The sequence below is a fragment of the Mycobacterium sp. ACS1612 genome (genome assembly GCF_001667505.1).
Taxonomy (GTDB): domain Bacteria; phylum Actinomycetota; class Actinomycetes; order Mycobacteriales; family Mycobacteriaceae; genus Mycobacterium.
Map to the genome: position 1 here is coordinate 1 of NZ_LZHZ01000074.1, position 21,594 is coordinate 21,594.

The following is a 21,594-nucleotide window of genomic DNA, read 5'->3' on the forward strand; positions in this document are numbered from 1 at the left end:
TTACCACGCCGGGCTCGCCGTTGGGGCACCGATCGCCTATCTCGACCACCCCGCGGGGCTCGGGGCCCATTTCCCGCGCGACGGCTTCGAGATCCGCTGCGAAAACCACCGGGAGGGGGGGGGGGCGGGGGCGGAGTGGCCGGAGCGGGTGAAACCCCGTGCGGCGCATCGGCGATGGTGTGCCACAGCGACGTGTACCACGGGTCGCCGCTCTTCACCCCAGTCGGGGCTTCGCCACCCGGCGGTCCGGGCGCGACGGCGCTTTCGGGCAACTGCACCTGATACGGGATGTCACCGGGCATCACGAAGCCGAGCCGTTCGCGGGCCTGCGCTGCGATGAACACCGGGTCGGCGAGCTTGACCTTCTGCTCCTCGAGATCGGCGATCTGCGAACGCAATTGCTGCTCGGTGGCCTTCAACTGTTTCATCTCGGTGCGCTGCGCGAAGTACGTGCGCACCGGACCCGCGATGGTCAGCGTCAGCACGCAGACCACCGCGGCCAGGATCGCCGCGCGGCGGGCCGCCGACCCGAACCGCTGCTCGGACTGCTGTTCGGCGGCCGCGACGATCGACTCGCGGACGGTTTCCTTCGGCTTCTCGACCGGTGCGGCCGCAGGTGCCTTCTCATTGCTGCGCGGCGGGCGGCGGCCAGGCGCGGTCCCCTTCGGACGGCCCGCGGGGGACCGTCGTTTGGGGTCTGGCCGTTTCGCCTCGGGCACGGGTTATTTGGCCTCTGACTCTACTCTTCGCGCAAGCGGCTCATCGCCCACCGAGAACCGCGGAAAGGCCAAGTCGCCCGCATAGCGCGCGGCGTCGCCGAGGGTCTCCTCGATGCGCAGCAACTGGTTGTACTTGGCGACCCGTTCGCTGCGGGCGGGGGCACCGGTCTTGATCTGGCCGCTGCCTACCGCGACGGCCAGATCGGCGATCGTGGTGTCCTCGGTCTCGCCGCTGCGGTGGCTCATCATCGTGCGATATCCGCTGTTGTGCGCCAGCGCGACGGCGTCCAGCGTCTCGGTGAGCGTGCCGATCTGGTTCACCTTCACCAGAAGCGCATTGGCGGCGCCCTTTTCGATGCCGTCTTCGAGCCGCTCGGGGTTGGTGACGAACAGGTCGTCGCCGACCAACTGAACGCGATCACCGATCGCGGTTGTCAACGCCACCCAGCCGTCCCAGTCGTCCTCGGACAGCGGGTCCTCGATGGACACCAGCGGATAGGAGTCGATCAGGCCGGCGTAGAACTCCGACATCTGCTCGGCGGTGCGGGTCTCTTTTTCGAAGCTGTAACCCGTTCCGGCGGTGAAGAATTCAGTGGCGGCGACGTCGAGCGCCAGCGCCACGTCGGAGCCGGGCGCCAGGCCCGTCGCCTCGATGGCGCTCAGGATCAGGTCGAGCGCCGCCTTGGTGCCTGCGACGTCGGGCGCGAAACCGCCCTCGTCGCCGAGGCCGGTGGCCAGGCCCTGCTTCTTGAGCACCGCCTTCAGCGAGTGGTACACCTCGGCGCCCCAGCGCAGCGATTCCTTGAAGCTGGGCGCACCGATCGGCGCGACCATGAACTCCTGGACATCGACGCCGGTGTCGGCGTGCGCGCCGCCGTTGAGGATGTTCATCATCGGCACCGGCAGGATGTGCGCGTTGGGCCCGCCGACGTAGCGGAACAGCGGCAGCCCGGCCGACTCCGCCGCGCCCTTGGCCACCGCGAGCGACACCCCCAGCATCGCGTTGGCGCCGAGGCGGGACTTGTCCGGCGTGCCGTCGAGGTCGACCAGCGCCTGGTCGACGAGTCGCTGGTCGTCGGCGGACAGCCCGATGACGGCGGGCGCGATCTCGTCGAGCACCGCCTGCACCGCCTTCTCGACTCCCTTGCCGCCGTAGCGGCTGCCGCCGTCGCGCAGTTCTACCGCCTCGTGTTCGCCGGTCGACGCGCCCGAGGGCACCGCGGCACGGGCGAACGTGCCGTCCAGCAGGGCCACTTCGACCTCGACCGTCGGGTTACCGCGGGAGTCGAGGATCTCGCGGGCTCCGACCTGCTCGATGATGGGCACTTGATTCTCCTTGGATCATGGGGCTGGACTCGCAATGAGCCTAGAGCGTGTGTCGGCCCGCGGCGTGCTCAGAGGGGGTGTCCGTTGGCGTAGGCGGTCGCCCAGTCCCGGACGGTACGGGCGTACTGGTCGGAGTGGTTGTAGGCGTGCAGCGCGTCCATCCAACCGCGGGGCTTGGCCAGGTCTTTGCCGCGCCAGCACAGGTAGCCCGCCGCGGACAGCGCGGCGTCGTCGAAATTGTCCGGGCTGATGATGCCGTCGTTGTTGGCGTCGACGCCGTAGAGCTTCCAGGTTTCGGGGATGAACTGCATCGGCCCCATGGCCCTGGCATACGGCGCGTCGCCGTCGTGGCTGACGCCGTCGTTGTCGAGGATCTCCAGGTTGCCGTTGGTGCCGTCCAACCGGACCCCGCGAATCGGCGGCGTGACGTCGCCGTTCGGCGCGATCACCGCGCCGTGGTAAGTGCCGTGGTGGCTTTCCACCTGGCCGATGCCCGCCAGCGTCGTCCAGGTCATGTGGCAGTCCGGGTTCTCCACGTCGGCCACCCGCGCGGCGTAGGCGTAGGCCTCCAGCGCCTGCACGGGCATGCCGAGCGCGGACGCCCGCTGCGCCGCCCAGTCGTGCAGCTGGTCGGCGGGTCTGCCTTTGGCGTGGGTGTCGATCTTGGGCACTGGATCGCCCGGCGGGGGCGGAACGCCTTCGGGGATCGGTGTGCCCACCTGCCACGAGCAGCTGGAAGCCATCAGCAGCACTGTCGCGCCGATTACCGCGACAATCCGCAGCCAACGCACTGGCGACACCGGACTCCCTCAAACCCACTCTCGTCATTGCCATGGTCGCACGCGCTCGGACCAGATCGGCAACGCTCACCGGACGTGTACTCTGCCGTGTCTCACCCTGCTAAGGTGAGCCACACCTTGCTTTGGTGAGCCAAAGCTTGGTGCGCGATTACGGCGTAGCGAGGACAAGTCGATGACTGCTGGTACGGACTTCCATGTCAGTATTCAGGCCGCGGCACCCAACATCACGTCGCAGCTGTTCGGGAGCGGTTTGATCGGCCTTCGCGAAGGGCTGGAAGCCGCGATCGTCGTCAGCATCCTGGTGGCATTCCTGGTCAAGGCGCAGCGCCGCGACGCGCTCAAGTGGGTTTGGCTGGGCGTCGGCGCGGCGATCGTGATGACCGTTGCGGTGTTTCTGGTGATCCAGTTCGGCGAGAACACGATCTCGGGGTTGGCGGCCGAGGCGATCGCGGGCATCGCATCGCTGGTGGCCGTGGCCATCGTCACGACGATGGTGCTGTGGATGAAGCGGGCGGCCGCCTCGATATCCGGTGAATTGCGCAGCGATATGCAGCGCGCGCTGGAGACGGGGTCGCTGGCGGTGCTTGCGCTGGCGTTCCTGGCGGTAGGCCGCGAAGGCGTCGAAACCGCGCTGTTCATGGTCGGCTACGCCGAGGCGCAGACGTCGTGGCCGCTGATCGGTCTGGTGATCGGGGTGCTGGCCGCCGCAGCGATCGCCTACGGCATGTACGCGGGCGCCATCCGCATCGACCTCGCCCGGTTCTTCTCCTACACGGGCGTCTTCCTGATCCTGGTAGCCGCAGGCATCCTGTCGTACGGCGTCGGCGCGCTGCAGACCGTCGGCTGGCTACCGGGGCTGAGCGCCAAGGCTTTTGACATCAGCACCTGGTTCAACTGGTCGTCGTGGTACGGCGAGATCGTGCAGGGCGTCTTCAACATCACCCCGACGCCGACCGTCCTGCAGCTCGTCGCGTGGCTGGCCTACCTGGTCCTCGTGCTGTCGATCTTCCTGCGACCGACCAGGTCGCCGGCGAAACCCGATCCTTCACCCCAACCCCTTCCCGAACCCGAAAGGTCCACCACGTGAAGCTTCATTCGTCCCTGGCGGTCGCGACGGCCGCGCTGGCGGGTCTGGCCCTGACAAGCTGTCAGGCAAAGCAAGAAGCAGCCCCGACCGAGCCGGGAAAAAGCGCCCCGTCTGAGATCACGGTCACCGCGTCGGACACTGCATGCGAGTTGTCGGGCACCGAAGCATCCACCGGGCCGAGCACATTCGTCGTCACCAACAACGGCAACAAGGTGACCGAGTTCTACGTGTACGGCGAGGGCGAGCGGGTGATGGGCGAGGTCGAGAACATCTCCCCCGGCCTGCAGCGCAAGCTGATCGTCCAGCTCGCCGAGCCGGGCACCTATCAGACGGCGTGCAAGCCCGGCATGGTCGGCGACGGTATCCGCGCCGACTTCAAGGTCACCGGTGACGCCGTCAAGGTCGACGAGGCGGGCAAGTTCAAGGAGGCGTCGGACGGCTACAAGCGGTATGTGAACAGCCAGACCGATGCACTGATCGCCGCCACCGGAGTGTTCGTCGACGCGGTCAAGAAGGGCGACGTCAACGCCGCCAAGGCGCAATACCCCGTCGCGCGCACGTATTACGAGCGCATCGAGCCGGTCGCCGAGTCGTTCCCCAACGATCTCGACCCGCGCATCGACCTTCGCGAGGCGGACCTGGAGCCGGGTCAGAAGTGGACCGGCTTCCACCGGTTGGAGAAGGACCTGTGGGTCACCGGTCTGCAGCCCGACAGCAACGCGATGGCCGACCAGCTGATGGCCGACGTGCAGGAGCTGGACAAGGGTGTGAAGGCGCCTGAGTACAAGATCGACTCGACCCAGATCGCCGGTGGCGCACAGGGTCTGCTCGACGAGGTCGCCTCGAGCAAGATCACCGGTGAAGAGGACATCTTCAGCCACACCGACCTGTGGGACTTCAAGGCCAACGTCGAGGGCTCGCAGACCGCGGTTGCGTCGGTGCGGCCGATCCTCGACGAGCGCAACGCCGATCTCGGCAAGAAGGTCGACCAACGGTTCGCCGAAGTCGAGGCGCTGCTCGAAAAGTACCGCCAGGGCGACGGTTTCATCTCCTACGACAAAGTGACCGAACCGCAGCGCCAGGAGTTGTCGCGGGCGATCGACGCGTTGTCCAAGGAAGTGAGCCAGGTGCAAGGTGTCGTCGCTCCCCAGTGACCCCGAGCCCCGCCAGGGGCTCTCGCGACGGAAGTTGTTCGGCGCGGCGGGAGTGACCGCCGCGGTGGTGGGCGCCGCCGGCGCCGGTGCGCTCGCAGGCCGGGCGTCGGCGGCGAGCGCGGATTTCGGCCTGGACAAGCCGATTCCGTTCCGCGGTGTGCGCCAGGCCGGCATCATCACGCCGCAGCAGGATCGAATGCACTTCTGCGCGTTCGATGTGACGACGGACAGCCGCGAGGACGTCGTCGCGCTGCTGAAGCAGTGGACACAGATGGCCGAGCGGATGACGCAGGGCGAGGACGCCGTGCCCAACGGTGCCGTCGGCGGCAATCCGTATGCGCCGCCGGACGATACGGGTGAGGCGCTGGGACTGCCTGCGTCCGGGCTGACGTTGACCATCGGGTTCGGGCCGTCGTTCTTCACCAAGGACGGCAAGGACCGGTTCGGCATCGCATCGCAACGCCCCGCGGCGCTGGCCGATCTGCCGAAGTTCACCAACGAGATCATGGATCCGGCCAAGTGTGGCGGCGACATCTGCATCCAGGCGTGCGCCCACGATCCACAGGTTGCGGTGCATGCGGTGCGCAACCTGGCGCGCGTCGGATTCGGCACGGTGGCGGTGAAGTATTCGCAGCTGGGCTTCGGCCGGACGTCGTCGACGACGCGGGATCAGGCGACTCCGCGAAACATGTTGGGGTTCAAGGACGGGACCAACAACATCAAAGCCGAGGACCACGACGCGCTCGACAAGAACGTCTGGGTGGCCAAGGGGGACGGCCCCGACTGGCTGGCCGGCGGTACGTATCTGGTGACGCGACGCATCCGCAACCGCATCGAGGCGTGGGACCGCACCACGCTCAAGGAGCAGGAGCGGGTTATCGGTCGCCAGAAGGGCAGCGGCGCGCCGAACGGTTACACCGACGAGTTCGCGCCGGTGGACTTCAACATCAAAGACGCCGACGGGAACCCGTTGGTCGACGTCGACGCCCACATCCGGTTGGTGTCACCTGACCATCTGGGCGGCATCAAGATGTTGCGCCGCGGCTACAACTTCACTGATGGCTCCGACGGATTCGGCCACCTCGATGCCGGGCTGTTCTTCATCGCGTTCGTGCGCAGTCCCACCACGAACTTCATTCCGGTGCTGGCACAGATGTCGACCGACGCGTTGAACGAGTACATCTTCCACACCGGAACAGCCGTTTTCGCATGCCCGCCGGGCCTTCCTGAGGGCGACGCGTCGGCGTATTGGGGTTCGACGCTGTTCGCCTGACGGTTTCGCCGAGACTGCAACTACGCACGAAAAGTACGAGAATCAGCGTCCTGGAATGCCGTTTCGGCGGTTACGCGGGGACATCCGCGGGCTCGGTGTCGTCGGCCGTGGACCAGTATGTCCGCCACTCCTCCTCGGAGATGTCACCGAGCGGCGCCACGTCCAGTTCCTCGGGGACATCCTCGCCGCGGCGTCCGGCGGCGATCGCATGCTCCACCACCCGCACTGTGTCCATGAACTCCAACACCGCTGAGCGCAAAACGTTTTCAGCGTCAGAACCCGCCGCCACCGTCACCGACGTGATCGACTCCGGAATCAGGTCGGCGGGCAGTCCCGCGGCGGAAACCCGCTCGAGCACCTTCTGCGCCAACGCCAACGCAGGCTGCCCGGTGGGCACGTCGTCCATCGACGAGTTGCGCGACTTCTCCAGCCTCTTGCGTTCCTCCCACTGGGCAAGCTGCTCGTCCAGCGAAATCGACTCCCCTGCCAGCACCGCGGGCACCCGGTTGCCGAGCTTGCGCACCAGCGAATCCGCCACATCGTCGATGGTGAACGGGTGCTGCGGCGCGTCCTCGGCGATGCGCGCGTGGAACAACACCTGCAGCAACACGTCGCCGAGTTCCTCGCGCAGTTCATCGGCGTTACCGCCACGCACCGCGTCGAACACCTCGTAGGTCTCCTCGAGCAGGTAGCGCCGCAGCGAATCGTGCGTTTGCTCGCTCTCCCATGGGCCCGCCGTGCGCAGCTTGTCCATCATCGCCACCGCGTCGACCAAGCGCTCCCCCGCGGCGGGTTCCGGTGCCGCGATCAGCTTCTCGCCCGCAGCGAGGCGGGCCTTCACCGCAGGATGCTCCGGATCACTCGACAGCAACACCGGGGCGTCCTCGTCGTCCGACACACCGGCGATGCACGGCCGCGCGGACGGCAACGACCACGGCACCCTGACGGGCATCTCCTCGGTGTATTGCACATCGCCGCCCAGCAAGCCAACGGCCTCGATCGGAATGAGCGAAGGTCGGCGAGGGTCGACGAGGACGACGGTCATGTCGCCTGTCGCTTCTCACTCATCGGCCTACCTCCGAACTTCGTTATATCAACACCTTCCAGGGGCTTTCCATCGAGGGCCAGCACCAAGCCCGCCACGAACGCGACGAGTTCAAGATCACGAATCCGTGGCGCGCCAACGCCGGAACCCGCCCGCGGGATGGGCACTTGTACGGTCGTCGTGGTCGCCCGATAGTTCGCTCCCGGATACAACCGCTTGAGCCGCAGTTGCTGAGAGTCGGCCAACTGCAGCGGAGACATCCGCAGCGTCGACTCCGAAATCGCACTGAGTTCGGTGATCCCGTAGCCGCGGAACAAGAGTCGCAGCCGCGCCACAGCAACCAATCTCTGCGCCGCCTCCGGTAGCGGACCGTACCGATCGATCAGCTCCTCGACCACAGCGTCCACGCCCGCGTCGTCGCCGGCCGCCGCCAACCGGCGATACGCCTCGAGCCGCAACCGGTCACTGGGGATGTAGTCCGGCGCCAGATGCGCGTCGACGGGAAGGTCGATCCGAACGTCCTTCGGTTCCTCGGGCGCCACAACAGTTTTCCCGTCCGCCGCCGCTCGGTATGCCTCGACCGCCTCACCAACCAGTCGCACGTAGAGGTCGAACCCGACACCTGCCACGTGCCCGGACTGCTCAGCTCCGAGAACGTTTCCGGCACCGCGGATTTCGAGATCCTTCATCGCGACCGCCATGCCTGCGCCCAGTTCGTTGTTCTGCGCGATCGTCGCGAGCCGGTCGTAGGCCGTCTCGGTCAGCGGCACCTCCGGCGGATACAGGAAGTAGGCGTAACCCCGCTCGCGGCTGCGGCCGACCCGGCCACGCAGCTGATGCAGCTGCGATAGGCCGAACGTGTCGGCCCGGTCCACGATCAACGTGTTCGCATTCGAAATGTCAAGGCCCGTCTCGACAATCGTCGTACACACCAGGATGTCGAACTCGCGGTTCCAGAAACCCTCGACGGTGCGCTCCAGCAGATCCTCCGGCATCTGCCCGTGCGCGATCGCGACGCGCGCCTCCGGCACCAGCGCCCGCACCTTGGCGGCAGCCTGCTCGATGGAGCGCACCCGGTTGTGAATGTAGAACGCCTGCCCGTCGCGCAGCATCTCGCGCCGCAACGCCGCCGCGATCTGCTTGTCGTCGTGCGGGCCGACGTAGGTCAGCACCGGGTAGCGCTCCTCGGGCGGCGTCAGGATCGTCGACATTTCACGGATGCCGGCCAGGCTCATCTCCAGCGTGCGCGGGATCGGCGTCGCGCTCATGGTCAGCACGTCGACGTGGGTGCGCATCGACTTGATGTGCTCCTTGTGCTCGACGCCGAAGCGCTGCTCCTCGTCGACCACGACCAGACCGAGGTCCTTCCAGGTCACTCCGGTCTGCAGCAGCCGGTGCGTGCCGATCACGATGTCGACCGAGCCGTCCTTCATGCCTTCCAGCACCGCCCGCGACTCCGCCGGGTCGGTGAACCGCGACAGCCCCTTCACGGTGACCGGGAAGCCGGCCATCCGCTCGGTGAACGTCTGCAGATGCTGGTCGGCCAAAAGCGTCGTCGGCACCAACACCGCGACCTGCTTACCGTCCTGCACCGCCTTGAACGCCGCGCGCACCGCGATCTCGGTCTTGCCGTAGCCGACGTCGCCGCAGATCACGCGGTCCATCGGCACGGGCTTCTCCATATCGGCCTTGACCTCGGTGATCGCGGTCAACTGGTCGACGGTCTCGGTGAAGCCGAACGCGTCCTCCATTTCCGCCTGCCACGGGGTGTCCGGGCCGAACGCGTGACCCGGCGACGCCTGCCGCTTGGCATACAGCGACACCAGCTCGGCCGCGATCTCGCGAACCGCCCTGCGCGCCTTGGTCTTCGTGTTGGCCCAGTCGCTGCCGCCGAGCCGGCTCAACGTCGGCGCCTCACCACCGACGTAACGGGACAGCTGATCGAGTGAGTCCATCGGGACATACAGCCGGTCGGAACTATCTTTTCCAGCCCCCCTTTTTCCTGACGCGTACTCCAGCACCAGGTATTCGCGGCGGGCGCCACCGACCACCCGCTCGGTCATCTCGACGAACCGCCCAATGCCGTGCTGGTCGTGCACCACCAGGTCGCCCGCGGTCAACGCCAGCGGGTCAACGACGTTGCGGCGCTTGGCCGCAAGCTTCTTACCCTCGGTCGCGGTGGCCCGGTTGCCGGTCAGGTCGGTCTCGGTGATCACCACGAGGTTGGCGCCTTCGATCACCACCCCTTCGTGCAGCGGACCCTTGAGCACTCCGACGACGCCTTCTTTCGGCGCGGCGCCGGCTTCCAAAAGGCTTGCCGGCGTGTCGGATTCGGCCAACTGCTCGATGACGCGGTGCGCGGTGCCGGTGCCGGGGGTGACGACGACCGCGTACCCACCGGTCGCCACGTGGGCGCGCAGCATCGCGAAGATTCCGTCGATAAAAGAAGCACCGTGTTGCTGGCCCCTAGCCGAGGGCGCCGGCCGGATGTTCAGCTCCAAAGCCGACTCGTCGGACAACTGCGAGAGCGTCCACCACGGGTGCCCGCCGTCGCGTGCGGCGGCTCGGGCGTCGTCGAGTTCGACAAAGCCGGATGCGCCCAGCGCCTCGATGTCGATCGGCACGTCACCGCCGACCGCGGCCGTCGACCACGAGGCCTCGAGGAACTCGCGGCCGGTCTTGATCAGGTCGGCTGCCCGGGTGCGCACCTTCTCCGGATCGCAGATCAGCAGCGGCGTGCCCTCGGGCAGATGCGCCGACAGCGTGGTCAGTTGGGTGGGCCGCAGCAGCGGCAGCAGCGCCTCCATGCCGTCGACCGGGATGCCCTCGGCCAGCTTGGCCAGCATGTCGGGCACGCTGCCGGGCACGCTGTTCTCGACAACCGGGTGCTCGGCCGACAACTGCGCGGCCCGGTCACGGACGTCGTCGGTCAACAACACCTCGCGGCACGGCACCGCGACCACATAGTCGACCTCGATTTCGGGGATGGAGCGTTGGTCGGCGACGGAGAACATCCGCATCTCCGACACCTCGTCGCCCCAGAATTCCACCCGCACCGGGTGCTCGGCGGTGGGCGGGAACAGGTCGAGGATGCCGCCGCGGACGGCGAATTCACCGCGCTTGCCGACCATGTCGACGCGCTCGTATGCCAGCTGAACCAGCCGGGCGACCACATTCTCGAATTCGGCCTCCCCGCCGACGGCCAGCGTCACCGGTTGGATGTCGGCGACGTCGGGCGCCATCGGTTGCAACAGCGACCGCGTCGTGGTGACGACGACGCGCAGCGGCACACCGAGGCGCCCGTCGTCGGGGTGGGCCAGCCGGCGCAGCAGCATCATCCGCGCACCGACGGTGTCGACACCGGGCGACAGTCGCTCGTGCGGCAGCGTCTCCCACGACGGGAACATCGCCACCGCGTCGCCGAAGACGCCTCGCAGTTCGGCGGTCAGGTCGTCGGCCTCGCGGCCAGTGGCGGTGACGACGAGCAGCGGTCCGGCCTGCGCCAGCGCGCTGGCCGCGAACAGCCGCGCACTGGCGGGTCCGACGAGGGTGAGATCGCTGGGTTTCTCGGCGGCCAGGCGGGCGACGTCCGCCAGCGACGGATCCTTCAACGCCAGGTCGACGAGCCCCGCGATCGGGGTTTGAACATGGGTGTGCCCCGATGCGGTCATGATGGTTCCATCCTAGTGCGCCGCCCAAACGGACATTTGGGCGCGAAAGTGCGAGTAGTCAGCACCATTTCGTCGATCTCGGCGGCCGCCGAAGCGATCACTCGTCGATGAGTTGCGGGTCGTCCTCGAGATGCATCAGCCCGTTCCAGCACAGGTTGACCAGATGCGCGGCCACCACTTCCTTCTTGGGCTCCCGCACGTCGAGCCACCACTGCGCCGTCATCGACACCGAGCCGACCAACGCCTGGGCGTACAGCGGCGCCATGTCCGGATCAAGACCGCGGCGGGAGAAGTCGCCGGCCAGGATCGACGACACCTGGTTGACGGCCTCGTTGAGCAGCGTCGAGTAGGTGCCCGCGGTGATGGCGGCGGGGGAATCGCGGATCAGGATGCGGAACCCGTCGGTGCGTTCATCGACGTAGGTCAGCAGCGCCAGCGCCACCCGCTCGATGCGCAGCCGGGACCGGTTGTTGGTCATCCTGGTCAGCGACGAGGTGATCCCGTCGAGCAGCGCCGACATCTCGCGGTCGACGACCACCGCGTACAACCCCTCCTTGCCGCCGAAGTGTTCGTAGACGACCGGTTTGGAGACGTTGGCCCGCAGCGCGATCTCTTCGATCGAAGTGCCTTCGTAGCCGCGTTCGGCGAACAACGTGCGGGCGACGTCGATCAGCTGATGACGCCGCTCGGCGCCGGTCATCCTGGCGCGGGGCGCACGCACTTCCTTGTCGAGTGCTGCCACGTATTCAGGGTAGAGCGTTCGGCTAGCATCACGAGTTGATCAGTCCGTCGTGGTGTAATCGGCAGCACCTCTGATTTTGGTTCAGATAGTTCAGGTTCGAGTCCTGGCGACGGAGCTCTATGTCGGATGTGCACGGTGAGGCCGCGGTCCTGGTTCTAGCGGCCGGGGCAGGTACCCGCATGCGGTCGGACACCCCGAAGGTGCTGCACACGCTGGCCGGGCGCAGCATGCTGGCACACGCGCTGCATTCGGTGGCCAAGGCCGCACCGGGTCATCTCGTGGTGCTGCTCGGCCACGACCGCGAACGCATCGAACCCGCGGTGGGCGCGCTGTCCGAGGAGTTGGGCAGGCCGATCCAGGTGGCCGTCCAGGAGCAGCAGCTGGGCACCGGCCACGCGGTCCGCTGCGCGCTGGGGGCGCTTCCCGACGACTACGCCGGCGTCGTCGTCGTGACCTACGGCGACGTGCCGCTGCTGGACGCCGACACGCTCGCGGGTTTGATCGCCGCCCACAGTGCCGAGTCCGCCGCAGTGACGCTGCTGACCACGACGCTGCCTGATCCGACCGGCTACGGCCGGGTGATCCGGACGCAGGACGGCGAGGTGATGGCCATCGTCGAGCAGGCCGACGGCAGCCCGTCGCAGCTGGCCGTCAACGAGATCAACGCGGGCGTCTACGCGTTCGACGCCGCGGTGCTGCGCGCGGCGCTCGGCAGGCTGCAGCCCCACAACGCGCAGCAGGAGCTGTATCTGACCGACGTGATCGCGATCGCGCGCGCGGATGGGCTCAGCGTGCGCGCCGTGCACGTCGACGACTCGGCGTTGGTGGCCGGCGTCAACGACCGGGTGCAGCTCTCAGAGCTGGCGGCCGAGCTCAACCGACGGATCGTCGCCGCCCATCAGCGCGCGGGCGTGACGATCATCGACCCGGCCACCACATGGATCGACGTCGACGTGACCATCGGCAGGGACACCGCGATCCAGCCGGGCACGCAGCTGCTCGGCGCCACCCGGATCGGGGCGCAATGCATCGTCGGCCCGGACACCACGCTGACCGACGTCACCGTCGGCGACTGCGTCTCGGTGGTGCGCACCCACGGCGGCCAGTCGGTCATCGGCGACGGTGCGGTGGTCGGGCCGTTCGCGTACCTGCGACCGGGCACGGTGCTGGGCGCCGACGGCAAGCTCGGCGCGTTCGTCGAAACCAAGAACGCGACCATCGGCACCGGCACCAAGGTGCCACACCTGACCTACGTGGGTGACGCCGACATCGGCGAGTACAGCAACATCGGGTGTTCCAGCGTCTTCGTCAACTACGACGGCGAGAACAAGAGCCGCACCACGATCGGCTCACATGTACGCGCTGGCTCCGACACGATGTTCGTCGCCCCGGTGACCGTCGGCGACGGCGCCTACACCGGCGCGGGCACGGTGGTCCGTGAGGACGTGCCGCCGGGCGCGCTGGCTGTGTCCGCGGGGCCACAGCGAAACATCGAGGGCTGGGTCGCGCGCAAGCGGCCGGGATCGGCTTCAGCGGCCGCAGCGGCGGCGGCATCGGCTTCAGCCGCAGCGGCGGCGGCATCGGCTTCAGCCGCCGCAGCGGCGGCGGCATCGGACAGCGACAAAGCCGCCCGCCGGGCCACCGGCGAAGACGAGAACCCTGGCGACGCCGCGAAGCCGTGAGCCGGTTGCCAGTTGTTGGGGATTCGGCAACCCGTACGATTAGGCCGTAACGATCCCGATCTCAAGGGCGGCGAAAGACACCGTGGGTACCGAGTGGACCGATAACCGCAAGAATCTGATGCTCTTCTCGGGTCGTGCGCACCCCGAACTGGCTGAGCAGGTGGCCAAGGAGCTCGACGTTCCGGTCACCGCGCAGACCGCACGGGACTTCGCCAACGGCGAGATCTTCGTTCGTTTCGACGAATCGGTTCGCGGCTGTGACGCATTCGTGCTGCAGAGCCACCCGTGGCCGCTGAACCAGTACCTGATGGAACAGCTGATCATGATCGATGCGCTCAAGCGCGGGAGCGCCAAGCGGATCACCGCGATCTTGCCGTTCTATCCGTACGCCCGGCAGGACAAGAAGCACCGCGGCCGCGAGCCCATCTCCGCCCGCCTGGTCGCCGACCTGCTCAAGACGGCAGGCGCCGACCGGATCGTGTCCGTCGACTTGCACACCGACCAGATCCAGGGGTTCTTCGACGGCCCGGTCGACCACATGCGGGCCCAGAAGCTGCTGACCGGCTACATCGCCGAGAACTACTCCGACCACGACATGGTCGTCGTCTCCCCCGACTCGGGGCGTGTGCGCGTCGCCGAGAAGTGGGCCGACTCGCTCGGCGGTGTGCCGCTGGCCTTCATCCACAAGACGCGCGACCCGCTGGTGCCCAACCAGGTGGTGTCGAATCGCGTGGTCGGCGACGTGCGCGGCAAGACCTGCGTGCTGACCGACGACATGATCGACACCGGCGGCACGATCGCAGGCGCCGTCAACCTACTCAAGAAGGACGGTGCGGGCGACGTCATCATCGCCGCGACGCACGGGGTGCTGTCCGACCCCGCGTCGCAGCGACTGGCCGACTGCGGAGCGTGTGAGGTGATCGTCACCAACACGCTGCCGATCGGTGAGGAAAAGCGTTTCCCGCAGCTGACCGTGCTGTCGATCGCACCGCTGCTGGCCAACACGATCCGCGCCGTGTTCGACAACGGTTCGGTGACAAGCCTTTTCGACGGGTCCGCGTAGTGGCAGCGAAAAGCGTCATCTACCACAACCCGAAGTGCTCGACGTCGCGCAAGACCCTGGAGTTGTTGCGCGACAACGGCATCGAACCCGAAGTGGTGCAGTATCTGAAGACGCCGCCGACACGCGCCGAGCTGGTTCAGATGATCAAGGACGCGGGCATCGACGTGCGGACCGCGGTGCGCAAACGCGAGGCGCTGTACTCCGAACTGGGCCTGGCCGAGGCGTCGGATGACGAGTTGCTCGACGCGATGGCCGAACACCCGATCCTGATCGAGCGCCCGTTCGTCGTCACGCCGAAGGGCACCAGGCTGGCTCGGCCGATCGACGCTGTCCGAGAGATTTTGTGACCTTTCGGCACTGGGCCGGCGTCGGTCTCGTGGCGGTCGCTGTAACGGGCTGCGGCGCGGAAAAGGTTGACTATCAATCGGTCTGGTCGACGTCGCCGACCACGACGACGACAACGACCACGGCGTCGGGTGCGCCGGTGCCCATCGCGAAGTATCTAGAGGACTCCGGGGTCACCGGGGAACCTGTCGCGCCGCAGCAGCTCACCGATCTGACGGTGACGATGCCGCAGCCGAAGGGTTGGCAGCAGTACAACAACCCGAATATGGCGCCGGGAACGCAGATGATCGCCAAGGGCGACACCTATCCCACCGCGACGCTGATCGTGTTCAAACTCAAGGGCGACTTCGACGTCACCGAGGCCATCAAGCACGGTTACGTCGACGCGGAGCTGTCGCAGAACTTCCACCGGCTCAACGCCTCGATGGACAACTGGCGCGGCTTCCCGTCGGCGATGATCGAGGGCAGCTACGACCTCAACGGCGCCCGCATGCACAGCTACAACCGCATCGTCATCCCGACCACTGCGCCGCCGGCCAATCAGCGCTACCTCATCCAGTTCACCGTGACCGGTTTCGCAGAGAAGGCCGCCGAGCAGGCAACCGACATCGAGGCCGTCATCAAGGGCTTCGACGTCAAGCTCAAGTAGCGGCGAAACGCACGTTTTGTACACGAAGTGCGAGAAGACGTGTGCAAAACGTGCATTCCGTGGAACGGATTAGGGTTAGCCCATGACTGAGTGGACCGCCGCCGATCTACCCTCCTTCGCCGGCCGCACGGTGCTCGTCACCGGAGCCAACAGCGGCCTGGGCCTGGTCACCGCCCGCGAGTTGGCCCGTGTCGGGGCGAAAACGATTCTGGCCGTGCGCAACACCGCCAAGGGCGACGCAGCCGCCGCGACCATGACCGGCGACGTCGAGGTGCGCAAGCTCGACCTGCAGGACCTGGCGTCGGTGCGGGCGTTCGCCGACGGGATCGACGGCGTCGACGTGCTGATCAACAACGCGGGCATCATGGCGGTGCCGCACGCGCAGACCGTCGACGGCTTCGAAAGCCAGATCGGCACCAACCATCTCGGCCACTTCGCGCTGACCAACCTGCTGCTGCCCCGGATCACCGACCGGGTGGTGACGGTGGCGTCGATGATGCACCTGTTCGGGTGGATCAACCTCAAGGACCTCAACTGGAAGGCCCGGCCGTACCTGGCGTGGCCGGCCTACGGGCAGTCCAAGTTGGCCAATCTGCTGTTCACCTCAGAATTGCAGCGCCGCCTCGACGCCGTCGGGTCAACGGTGAAGGCGCTGGCCGCGCATCCCGGCTATTCGGCCACGGAACTGCAGTCGCATTCGGCGGGACCGTTCGGCAAGGTCTTCCAGGCTGGGAATTCGCTGGTGGCCACGTCCGCCGAGTTCGGGGCCCGCCAGACGCTGTACGCGGCGTCGCGGGACCTGCCGGGCAACACCTACGTCGGCCCGCGGTTCGCCATGTGGGGGCCGACCGGGCCGACGCCGTTGCGCAGCCCGCTGGCCCGCGACGCCGACAAGGCCGCCGCGCTCTGGGAGCTGTCCGAGCAGCTCACAGACACGAAGTTTCCATTGTGATTTGGGCGTGAGCCGCCCTCCGCGGTACCCTCGCTGACGATTCACGGCGAGGGTGGCCCGGCCACCGTTATCGACGCGAGCCTCATCTAGTGGTGCGCCCTTGCTGTGCTGAGCACACGACACAGGAGCAACACCACATGGCCAAGACCGCGACCAACAAGCTGACGGCTGCCGTCCGCACCGAGACGGGCAAGGGCGCCTCGCGTCGCGCCCGCCGTTCGGGCAAGGTGCCCGCCGTTCTCTACGGCCACGGCAGCGACCCGCAGCACCTGGAACTCGACGGCCACGACTTCGCGGCCGTACTGCGGCACTCCGGCGCCAACGCGGTGCTCACCCTCGACATCGAGGGCAAGGAGCAGCTCGCCCTGACCAAGGCGCTCGATGTACATCCGATCCGCCGCACCATCCAGCACGTCGACCTGCTCGTGGTACGTCGCGGCGAGAAGGTGACCGTCGAGGTGAACGTGGTGGTCGAGGGCGAGGCCGTGTCCGGCTCGTTGGTCACCCAGGACGCCAACACCATCACCGTCGAGGCCGACGTGCAGTCGATTCCCGAGCACCTCACGCTGTCGATCGAGGGCGCCGAGATCGGCACGCAGTTCACCGCCGGTTCCATCGCGCTGCCGTCGGGCGTCAGCCTGGTCTCGGATCCCGAGACGCTGGTGGTCAACGTCGTGGCCGCGCCGACGGCTGAGGAACTCGAGGCCGAGGGCGCCGGTGAGGGCGCCGAGGGTGAGCCGGCGGCTGAGGCCGGCGAGGGCGAAGCCGCAGAGGCACCCGCCGAAGAGTCCGAGTAAGCGGGTTCCGGTATGGCCGAACCCATCTTGGTGGTCGGCCTGGGCAACCCCGGACCGCAGTACGCGACGACGCGGCACAACCTGGGTTTCCTTGTCGTCGACATCCTCTCGGACCGTCTCGGTTCTGGATTCAAGGTGCACAAGAAGTCCGGTGCCGAGGTGGCGACCGGCCGCCTCGGCGGCCGGTCGGTCGTGCTGGCCAAGCCGCGCTGCTACATGAACGAGTCGGGGCGTCAGGTCGGGCCGCTGGCCAAGTTCTACTCGGTGCCGCCCGCCGACGTGGTGGTGATCCACGACGAACTCGACATCGACTTCGGCCGGATCAGGTTGAAGTTCGGTGGCGGCGTCGCAGGGCACAACGGCCTGCGGTCGGTGTCATCGGCATTGGGCACCAACGACTTTCAGCGGGTGCGCATAGGAATCGGCCGCCCACCCGGTCGGATGGAGGGCGCGGCATTCGTGTTGGGCAACTTCACCAACGTCGAATGGCGCGAGGTTCCCACCATCTGTGAGCAGGCGGCCGATGCCACCGAACTGTTGGTCTCTCAAGGGTTGGAGCCGGCGCAGAACACCGTGCACGCCTGGGGCTGATCAGCCCTGGGCTGACAGTGTGCTGATCGGCGCCTGCGGTGCGTTGATCCGGTCAGCCACGAATTGTGCTGCCTGCGTTGGCATTCCGGCCTGAACGTAGAGGCTGTGGGCAGGAATGTCGTCGCCGTTGGAACACACCGGGTCGGCGCCGTTGCACAGATCGATCGTCTTGGGCCCGTACAGCGGACTCAGCACGGTCAGCGGGTTGCCGAGCAGTCGGATCGACGGGTTGCCGAACACCGCAACGCCAGCGACGTGGTCAGCGATGTCGGCGGGCATGATCTGGTTGAAGCCGAGGGTCGGCTGGTCGGCCACCGTGATCGCGTCGATGACGGCCGCCCCCTGCGAGTAGCCGCCCAGCACGATCTTCGTATCGGGGCAGGTGTTGGCGATGTTCTGCACAAAATTGCTGGCGTCGTTGGCGCCGTCGGCGGCGCGCAGGAAGTCGCGTGACGCGGGGTAGTTCACGGCATACACCGCGACCGACTTGCCTTTGACGAGCGGCTTGAGAGCGTCGACGAACGCCTGGCCGACCCGACCTATTCCCTCCGGTTCGCCGGTGCCGCGTGCGAACACCACCTGGACCGCCGGACACGAATCCGGTGCTGCCGAGGCCACTGCCATCGTGGCCGGTGCGACCAGCGTCACACCCGCAAACAAAGCCGCCGCAACACACATCATCAGCCGACGCAGCGGCGGAACGGTACCTGACTTGCGAAACGCCGCTACCTCGTTGATCTTCATGATGTGGCAAACGCAGCGCCGCCGCAGAAGCTTCCCGATCCGCCCAAATGGACAAAAGGGCGGGGAAGTGCGCTAGCGTCCCCGGATCCCGCTGTCGACGACCTTCACCTGCTTGTGCGGGTAACGGCGTTCGGCGTGCTCCTTGGCCGCCGAGTTCGGCAGCACGTAGAGCGTCTCCTTCTTCTCCTGCAGCGGTTTGAGTACCAGGTCCATGAAGCCCTTGCGATCTTCCAGATAGGGTTCGATGACGTCCTCACCCGCGGGGCACACCGCGAGGCAGTACGCGGCCTTGTAATTCGCCTTGAACGAAAGGCTCTGCCACATCGAGGCGTTCTCGGAATCGGTTATCCGCGAACGGAAGTCGTCGGCCGACGAACTGTCGGCGATGGTCTGCGCCCAGTCGGTGAACCCACCCATGAACTCGCGGTAGTTGTGCACCGAACAGGCGACGAAATCGAACTGGCCATCCTTCTTGATCGCTCCGATCGGGCAGGCCGCGACGCACAACTTGCACTCCAGGCATGGCGAATAGTCAAGCGGCTCACCGTAACTGCTGATTTCAGCGGCCACCAGAATGGTGCCGAGCAGGATGAAATTGCCGAACTTGGGGTGGATGACATTGCGGTGGATGCCCATCACGCCCAGACCGGCGGCCACCGCCACCGGCTTGTGGGCCACCACCCAGATGCGGCCGGGGTAGCGGTCCATCTCCATCGGGAACGACATCGACGGGTTGATCGCCCGGTAGCCGGCGTCTTCCAGCGCCCGGGTGATCCGGTGCGCGGCGGCGTTCATGATCTCGCCGCTGCGGTGGAACTCCTGATTGGCCACGCTGCGCGCGGTGGAGCGGACGTTGTTGCGATTCATCTTGACGACCAGTGAGACGTAGCTCAGCGTGCCCGGTAGCGCCGCGTCGACGTGTTCGCGCTCGCCCGCCAGATCGGGGTGCTCCACGCTGGCGAAAGAGACGTCGTCGGCACCGGCATCGAGGCACACCCGACGCAACCAGTCCGCATCGATGACGCCCGGCCGCTCGGATTTGCGGGACCGGACTTTGCGCACCGTCGGGTGGTGGGCAAGCCGAGATGGGATCTTCTCGATCGTCATGCTGAGTATAGTACACACTACTCAGATCGCGATGTTGTCAGTAAATCCTTCACACGCGTAAAGAAACTGTTCAGACCGCACATCTGCGGCGCAAGCGGGGGTACACCTGAGACATGAACGGCATGGATCTACTACGCCGGGGATGGGTGCGGTTGCTCGACGGTGACCGCCCGTGGGGGTCGATCGAGGTTCGCCCCGACCGCTTCGGAGTCACGCGATACCGCCTGGTGGTGTATCCGCCGGGGATCAGCGATGCGGAACGGCGCCGCGTCCGGATCGCCCGCGGTTGGCCGCTGTGGGGCGCGCTGGTCTGGGTGGTCTGCGAGATCTGGCTCAACCAGCTGACCGAGCCGTCGACGGCGGTGAGCATCGCGACGGCGCTCTTCATCGGGCTGGGGGTGGTCGCCATGATGAGAGCCGGCGATGCGCGCAGACAGGTCAGGACGATCGGCGCCATGGTGCTCGCCGGCCACCGCGATCCGATCTCGGCGGCAGTGCACCACAAGCTGGAGAACCTCGCAGGCACGCTGCTCGAGGCGGACGAACTGCTCGCGCGCGGTGCGATCACACCCGCGGCCCACGAGGCGATCTGGTGGCGGGTGTACGACCAGATGAGTGAGACGCACGTCGCAGCCTGACCCTACGCATCACGCGTCGATTGGGCTGTGCAGCGCCAGGTCGCCGTCCGCGAACACGGTTTGCCCTGTCACCCACGACGTTTCGAGCACCGCGTACGATGCTCGGTTATCCGTACCCCCGCGACGCCTTGGAAATAGCCTGTTGGGCGATGGTGTTCTCGCCGCGTTCCTTGTCAGGCTGGAACAATGACCAATGCCGTCCCGCATGACACGGATCCGAGGGCCTCCACCGCGTCACAGGCCAACTTGCGGTTGGTCGAGCCACCGCTGAGAACCGTGGAGCCACCGAGCATGCAATCAGGCAACGGGAGCTTTCTCACGCCTGCGCGGCTGGAAGCGTTCATAGCCGTCGCGGAAGAGGGCACGTTCTCGGCGGCCGCACGTCGGCTGTGTATGACCCAGCCGGCTATTTCCAAGACGATAGGCGCAATCGAACGTCACCTCGGAGTGGAACTGTTCACCCGTAGCACCGCAGGAGTGCAGCGGACCGAGGCAGGTCAGACGTTTCTCGATGAGGCGCACGCGATCCTTTTTCGTTACGGCGAGTTGTTGCAAGCCATGTCCCGGTATTCCGGCTTTGGCGCAGACGTCATCCGGGTCGGCATCCCGCATGAGATCGCTTCGGAAGTGTTGCGCGGTCTCGCCAGGTTTGCCGCGCGCCATCCCGACTCGCGGGTGCATCCTCACCACCTGAGCATGTCGGATCAACTCGCGGCGCTGCGCGGCGGTCAGCTTGACGTCAGTTTCATGGTTCAACTGCCGATGGGACCAGACCTCGACAGCATGCTGGTTGCTCGCGAGGAATTGGGCGTGTTGCTTCCCGAGAAGCTGGCTGACCAACTAGCGGGAGCCGACGGCGTTCGGTTGAATGCACTGGCCGGGCTCGACTGGGTCGGGTTCCCGCGCTCGACCAGCCCGTCCTGGTACGACGAACTCGCCGCCATCTTGCGTACACATGGAATCGACGTCGGCGACGCCGATCGCGGTGACCAGTTCCCGATTCCCTCCGTTGCGTTCACTGCGCTCAGTTCGGGAAGTGCCTTCGCGCTGGCACCGCAGCGTTGGACCCACCCCGTCCCCAACGCCGTGGTGTGGGTGCCGCTGGCTGGCGATCCCCTTGTGAGAAGCACCTGGGCCGTGTGGCCGGCCGGCTCCCGTCGCCGAGATGTCGCCCGATTCGTCTCTGCGTTCGACCAGAAATGACGTTCG

At 66.8% G+C, this 21,594-nt stretch carries 19 protein-coding genes, 1 tRNA gene and 2 pseudogenes; 13 read left to right on the plus strand and 9 right to left on the minus strand.

Annotation, left to right across the window (positions count from 1 at the left end; all coding sequences use genetic code 11):
- The 4 genes and pseudogenes from A5724_RS34830 to A5724_RS31250 all read right to left on the minus strand — a co-directional run.
- Window positions 1-109: pseudogene (locus A5724_RS34830) on the minus strand (DUF501 domain-containing protein); the annotation flags it as partial.
- A pseudogene (locus A5724_RS31240) lies at window positions 105-719 on the minus strand (septum formation initiator family protein); the annotation flags it as partial. The pseudogenes A5724_RS34830 and A5724_RS31240, both read right to left, overlap by 5 nt.
- 3 nt (window positions 720-722) lie before the next feature.
- Window positions 723-2,045: a phosphopyruvate hydratase gene (gene eno, locus A5724_RS31245; RefSeq protein ID WP_067811762.1), complete on the minus strand. Its 1,323-nt coding sequence runs from the start codon at window positions 2,043-2,045 to the stop codon at window positions 723-725.
- Between the two features lie 68 nt (window positions 2,046-2,113).
- Window positions 2,114-2,845, minus strand: coding sequence for a lytic transglycosylase domain-containing protein (locus tag A5724_RS31250; protein WP_067811763.1), 732 nt, complete (start codon window positions 2,843-2,845; stop codon window positions 2,114-2,116).
- Between the two features lie 172 nt (window positions 2,846-3,017).
- On the opposite strand from A5724_RS31250, the gene efeU reads away from it, so the two are divergent.
- The 3 genes from efeU to efeB are packed head-to-tail and all read left to right on the plus strand — an operon-like array spanning window position 3,018 to window position 6,359.
- A complete protein-coding gene (gene efeU, locus A5724_RS31255) occupies window positions 3,018-3,932 on the plus strand; it encodes an iron uptake transporter permease EfeU (RefSeq protein WP_067811764.1) in 915 nt (304 codons plus the stop codon).
- Window positions 3,929-5,086: an iron uptake system protein EfeO gene (gene efeO / locus A5724_RS31260; RefSeq protein ID WP_067811766.1), complete on the plus strand. Its 1,158-nt coding sequence runs from the start codon at window positions 3,929-3,931 to the stop codon at window positions 5,084-5,086. The genes efeU and efeO overlap by 4 nt, the downstream gene beginning before the upstream one ends.
- Entirely contained in the window at window positions 5,067-6,359 is a 1,293-nt protein-coding gene (gene efeB, locus A5724_RS31265) for an iron uptake transporter deferrochelatase/peroxidase subunit (RefSeq protein ID WP_067811768.1), read from the plus strand. Before efeO ends, efeB begins: the two co-directional genes overlap by 20 nt.
- A gap of 70 nt (window positions 6,360-6,429) precedes the next feature.
- On the opposite strand, the gene A5724_RS31270 is transcribed toward efeB, so the two are convergent.
- The 3 genes from A5724_RS31270 to A5724_RS31280 all read right to left on the minus strand — a co-directional run bounded on the left by A5724_RS31270 (window position 6,430) and on the right by A5724_RS31280 (window position 11,775).
- Window positions 6,430-7,404: a nucleoside triphosphate pyrophosphohydrolase gene (locus A5724_RS31270; RefSeq protein WP_067811770.1), complete on the minus strand. Its 975-nt coding sequence runs from the start codon at window positions 7,402-7,404 to the stop codon at window positions 6,430-6,432.
- Window positions 7,401-11,075 carry a transcription-repair coupling factor gene (gene mfd / locus A5724_RS31275; protein ID WP_067811772.1) on the minus strand — a complete coding sequence of 1,225 codons (3,675 nt, stop codon included), beginning with the start codon at window positions 11,073-11,075 and terminating at the stop codon, window positions 7,401-7,403. The genes A5724_RS31270 and mfd overlap by 4 nt, the downstream gene beginning before the upstream one ends.
- A 97-nt stretch (window positions 11,076-11,172) precedes the next feature.
- Window positions 11,173-11,775, minus strand: a complete 603-nt coding sequence (locus A5724_RS31280; RefSeq protein WP_067811775.1) for a TetR/AcrR family transcriptional regulator — start codon at window positions 11,773-11,775, stop codon at window positions 11,173-11,175.
- A gap of 85 nt (window positions 11,776-11,860) precedes the next feature.
- On the opposite strand from A5724_RS31280, the gene A5724_RS31285 reads away from it, so the two are divergent.
- From A5724_RS31285 to pth, 8 genes are all read left to right on the plus strand, one after another.
- Window positions 11,861-11,932 (plus strand) — tRNA-Gln (locus tag A5724_RS31285).
- Window positions 11,933-11,936: 4 nt separating this feature from the next.
- Complete coding sequence (gene glmU, locus A5724_RS31290; RefSeq protein ID WP_067811777.1) at window positions 11,937-13,499, plus strand: bifunctional UDP-N-acetylglucosamine diphosphorylase/glucosamine-1-phosphate N-acetyltransferase GlmU; 1,563 nt, start codon at window positions 11,937-11,939, stop codon at window positions 13,497-13,499.
- A gap of 82 nt (window positions 13,500-13,581) precedes the next feature.
- Window positions 13,582-14,562 carry a ribose-phosphate diphosphokinase gene (locus A5724_RS31295; RefSeq protein WP_067811779.1) on the plus strand — a complete coding sequence of 327 codons (981 nt, stop codon included), beginning with the start codon at window positions 13,582-13,584 and terminating at the stop codon, window positions 14,560-14,562.
- Window positions 14,562-14,909 carry an arsenate reductase (glutaredoxin) gene (gene arsC / locus A5724_RS31300; protein WP_067811780.1) on the plus strand — a complete coding sequence of 116 codons (348 nt, stop codon included), beginning with the start codon at window positions 14,562-14,564 and terminating at the stop codon, window positions 14,907-14,909. The genes A5724_RS31295 and arsC overlap by 1 nt, the downstream gene beginning before the upstream one ends.
- A 29-nt stretch (window positions 14,910-14,938) precedes the next feature.
- Entirely contained in the window at window positions 14,939-15,556 is a 618-nt protein-coding gene (locus A5724_RS31305) for an LpqN/LpqT family lipoprotein (protein WP_232005034.1), read from the plus strand.
- Window positions 15,557-15,638: 82 nt separating this feature from the next.
- Window positions 15,639-16,508 (plus strand): oxidoreductase, encoded by an 870-nt coding sequence (locus A5724_RS31310; RefSeq protein ID WP_067811784.1) that lies wholly within the window; start codon window positions 15,639-15,641, stop codon window positions 16,506-16,508.
- A gap of 137 nt (window positions 16,509-16,645) precedes the next feature.
- Window positions 16,646-17,305, plus strand: a complete 660-nt coding sequence (locus A5724_RS31315) for a 50S ribosomal protein L25/general stress protein Ctc (protein ID WP_067811786.1) — start codon at window positions 16,646-16,648, stop codon at window positions 17,303-17,305.
- A 12-nt stretch (window positions 17,306-17,317) separates the two neighbouring features.
- Window positions 17,318-17,896 (plus strand): aminoacyl-tRNA hydrolase, encoded by a 579-nt coding sequence (gene pth, locus A5724_RS31320; protein ID WP_067811788.1) that lies wholly within the window; start codon window positions 17,318-17,320, stop codon window positions 17,894-17,896.
- Here the strand turns inward: pth and A5724_RS31325 are convergent, their stop codons facing one another.
- A complete protein-coding gene (locus A5724_RS31325) occupies window positions 17,897-18,640 on the minus strand; it encodes a cutinase family protein (protein ID WP_067811790.1) in 744 nt (247 codons plus the stop codon).
- Window positions 18,641-18,712: 72 nt separating this feature from the next.
- Window positions 18,713-19,747, minus strand: a complete 1,035-nt coding sequence (locus tag A5724_RS31330; RefSeq protein WP_067811792.1) for an epoxyqueuosine reductase — start codon at window positions 19,745-19,747, stop codon at window positions 18,713-18,715.
- Window positions 19,748-19,860: 113 nt separating this feature from the next.
- Here A5724_RS31330 and A5724_RS31335 point away from each other — a divergent pair, with 113 nt between their 5' ends.
- Both A5724_RS31335 and A5724_RS31340 read left to right on the plus strand, forming a co-directional pair.
- A complete protein-coding gene (locus A5724_RS31335; RefSeq protein ID WP_067811794.1) occupies window positions 19,861-20,385 on the plus strand; it encodes a DUF6611 family protein in 525 nt (174 codons plus the stop codon).
- A 186-nt stretch (window positions 20,386-20,571) separates the two neighbouring features.
- A complete protein-coding gene (locus A5724_RS31340; protein ID WP_232005035.1) occupies window positions 20,572-21,588 on the plus strand; it encodes a LysR family transcriptional regulator in 1,017 nt (338 codons plus the stop codon).
- The last annotated feature ends 6 nt before the right edge of the window (window positions 21,589-21,594 follow it).

Coding starts and splice junctions, on each gene's coding strand:
- mfd (WP_067811772.1), bottom strand. CDS start 11,075: ATGACCGCATCGGGGCACACCCATGTTCAAACCCCGATCGCGGGGCTC.
- glmU (WP_067811777.1), top strand. CDS start 11,937: ATGTCGGATGTGCACGGTGAGGCCGCGGTCCTGGTTCTAGCGGCCGGG.
- A5724_RS31270 (WP_067811770.1), bottom strand. CDS start 7,404: ATGACCGTCGTCCTCGTCGACCCTCGCCGACCTTCGCTCATTCCGATC.
- pth (WP_067811788.1), top strand. CDS start 17,318: ATGGCCGAACCCATCTTGGTGGTCGGCCTGGGCAACCCCGGACCGCAG.
- A5724_RS31315 (WP_067811786.1), top strand. CDS start 16,646: ATGGCCAAGACCGCGACCAACAAGCTGACGGCTGCCGTCCGCACCGAG.
- A5724_RS31310 (WP_067811784.1), top strand. CDS start 15,639: ATGACTGAGTGGACCGCCGCCGATCTACCCTCCTTCGCCGGCCGCACG.
- A5724_RS31340 (WP_232005035.1), top strand. CDS start 20,572: ATGACCAATGCCGTCCCGCATGACACGGATCCGAGGGCCTCCACCGCG.
- A5724_RS31335 (WP_067811794.1), top strand. CDS start 19,861: ATGAACGGCATGGATCTACTACGCCGGGGATGGGTGCGGTTGCTCGAC.
- A5724_RS31330 (WP_067811792.1), bottom strand. CDS start 19,747: ATGACGATCGAGAAGATCCCATCTCGGCTTGCCCACCACCCGACGGTG.
- A5724_RS31280 (WP_067811775.1), bottom strand. CDS start 11,775: ATGACCGGCGCCGAGCGGCGTCATCAGCTGATCGACGTCGCCCGCACG.
- efeU (WP_067811764.1), top strand. CDS start 3,018: ATGACTGCTGGTACGGACTTCCATGTCAGTATTCAGGCCGCGGCACCC.
- A5724_RS31325 (WP_067811790.1), bottom strand. CDS start 18,640: ATGAAGATCAACGAGGTAGCGGCGTTTCGCAAGTCAGGTACCGTTCCG.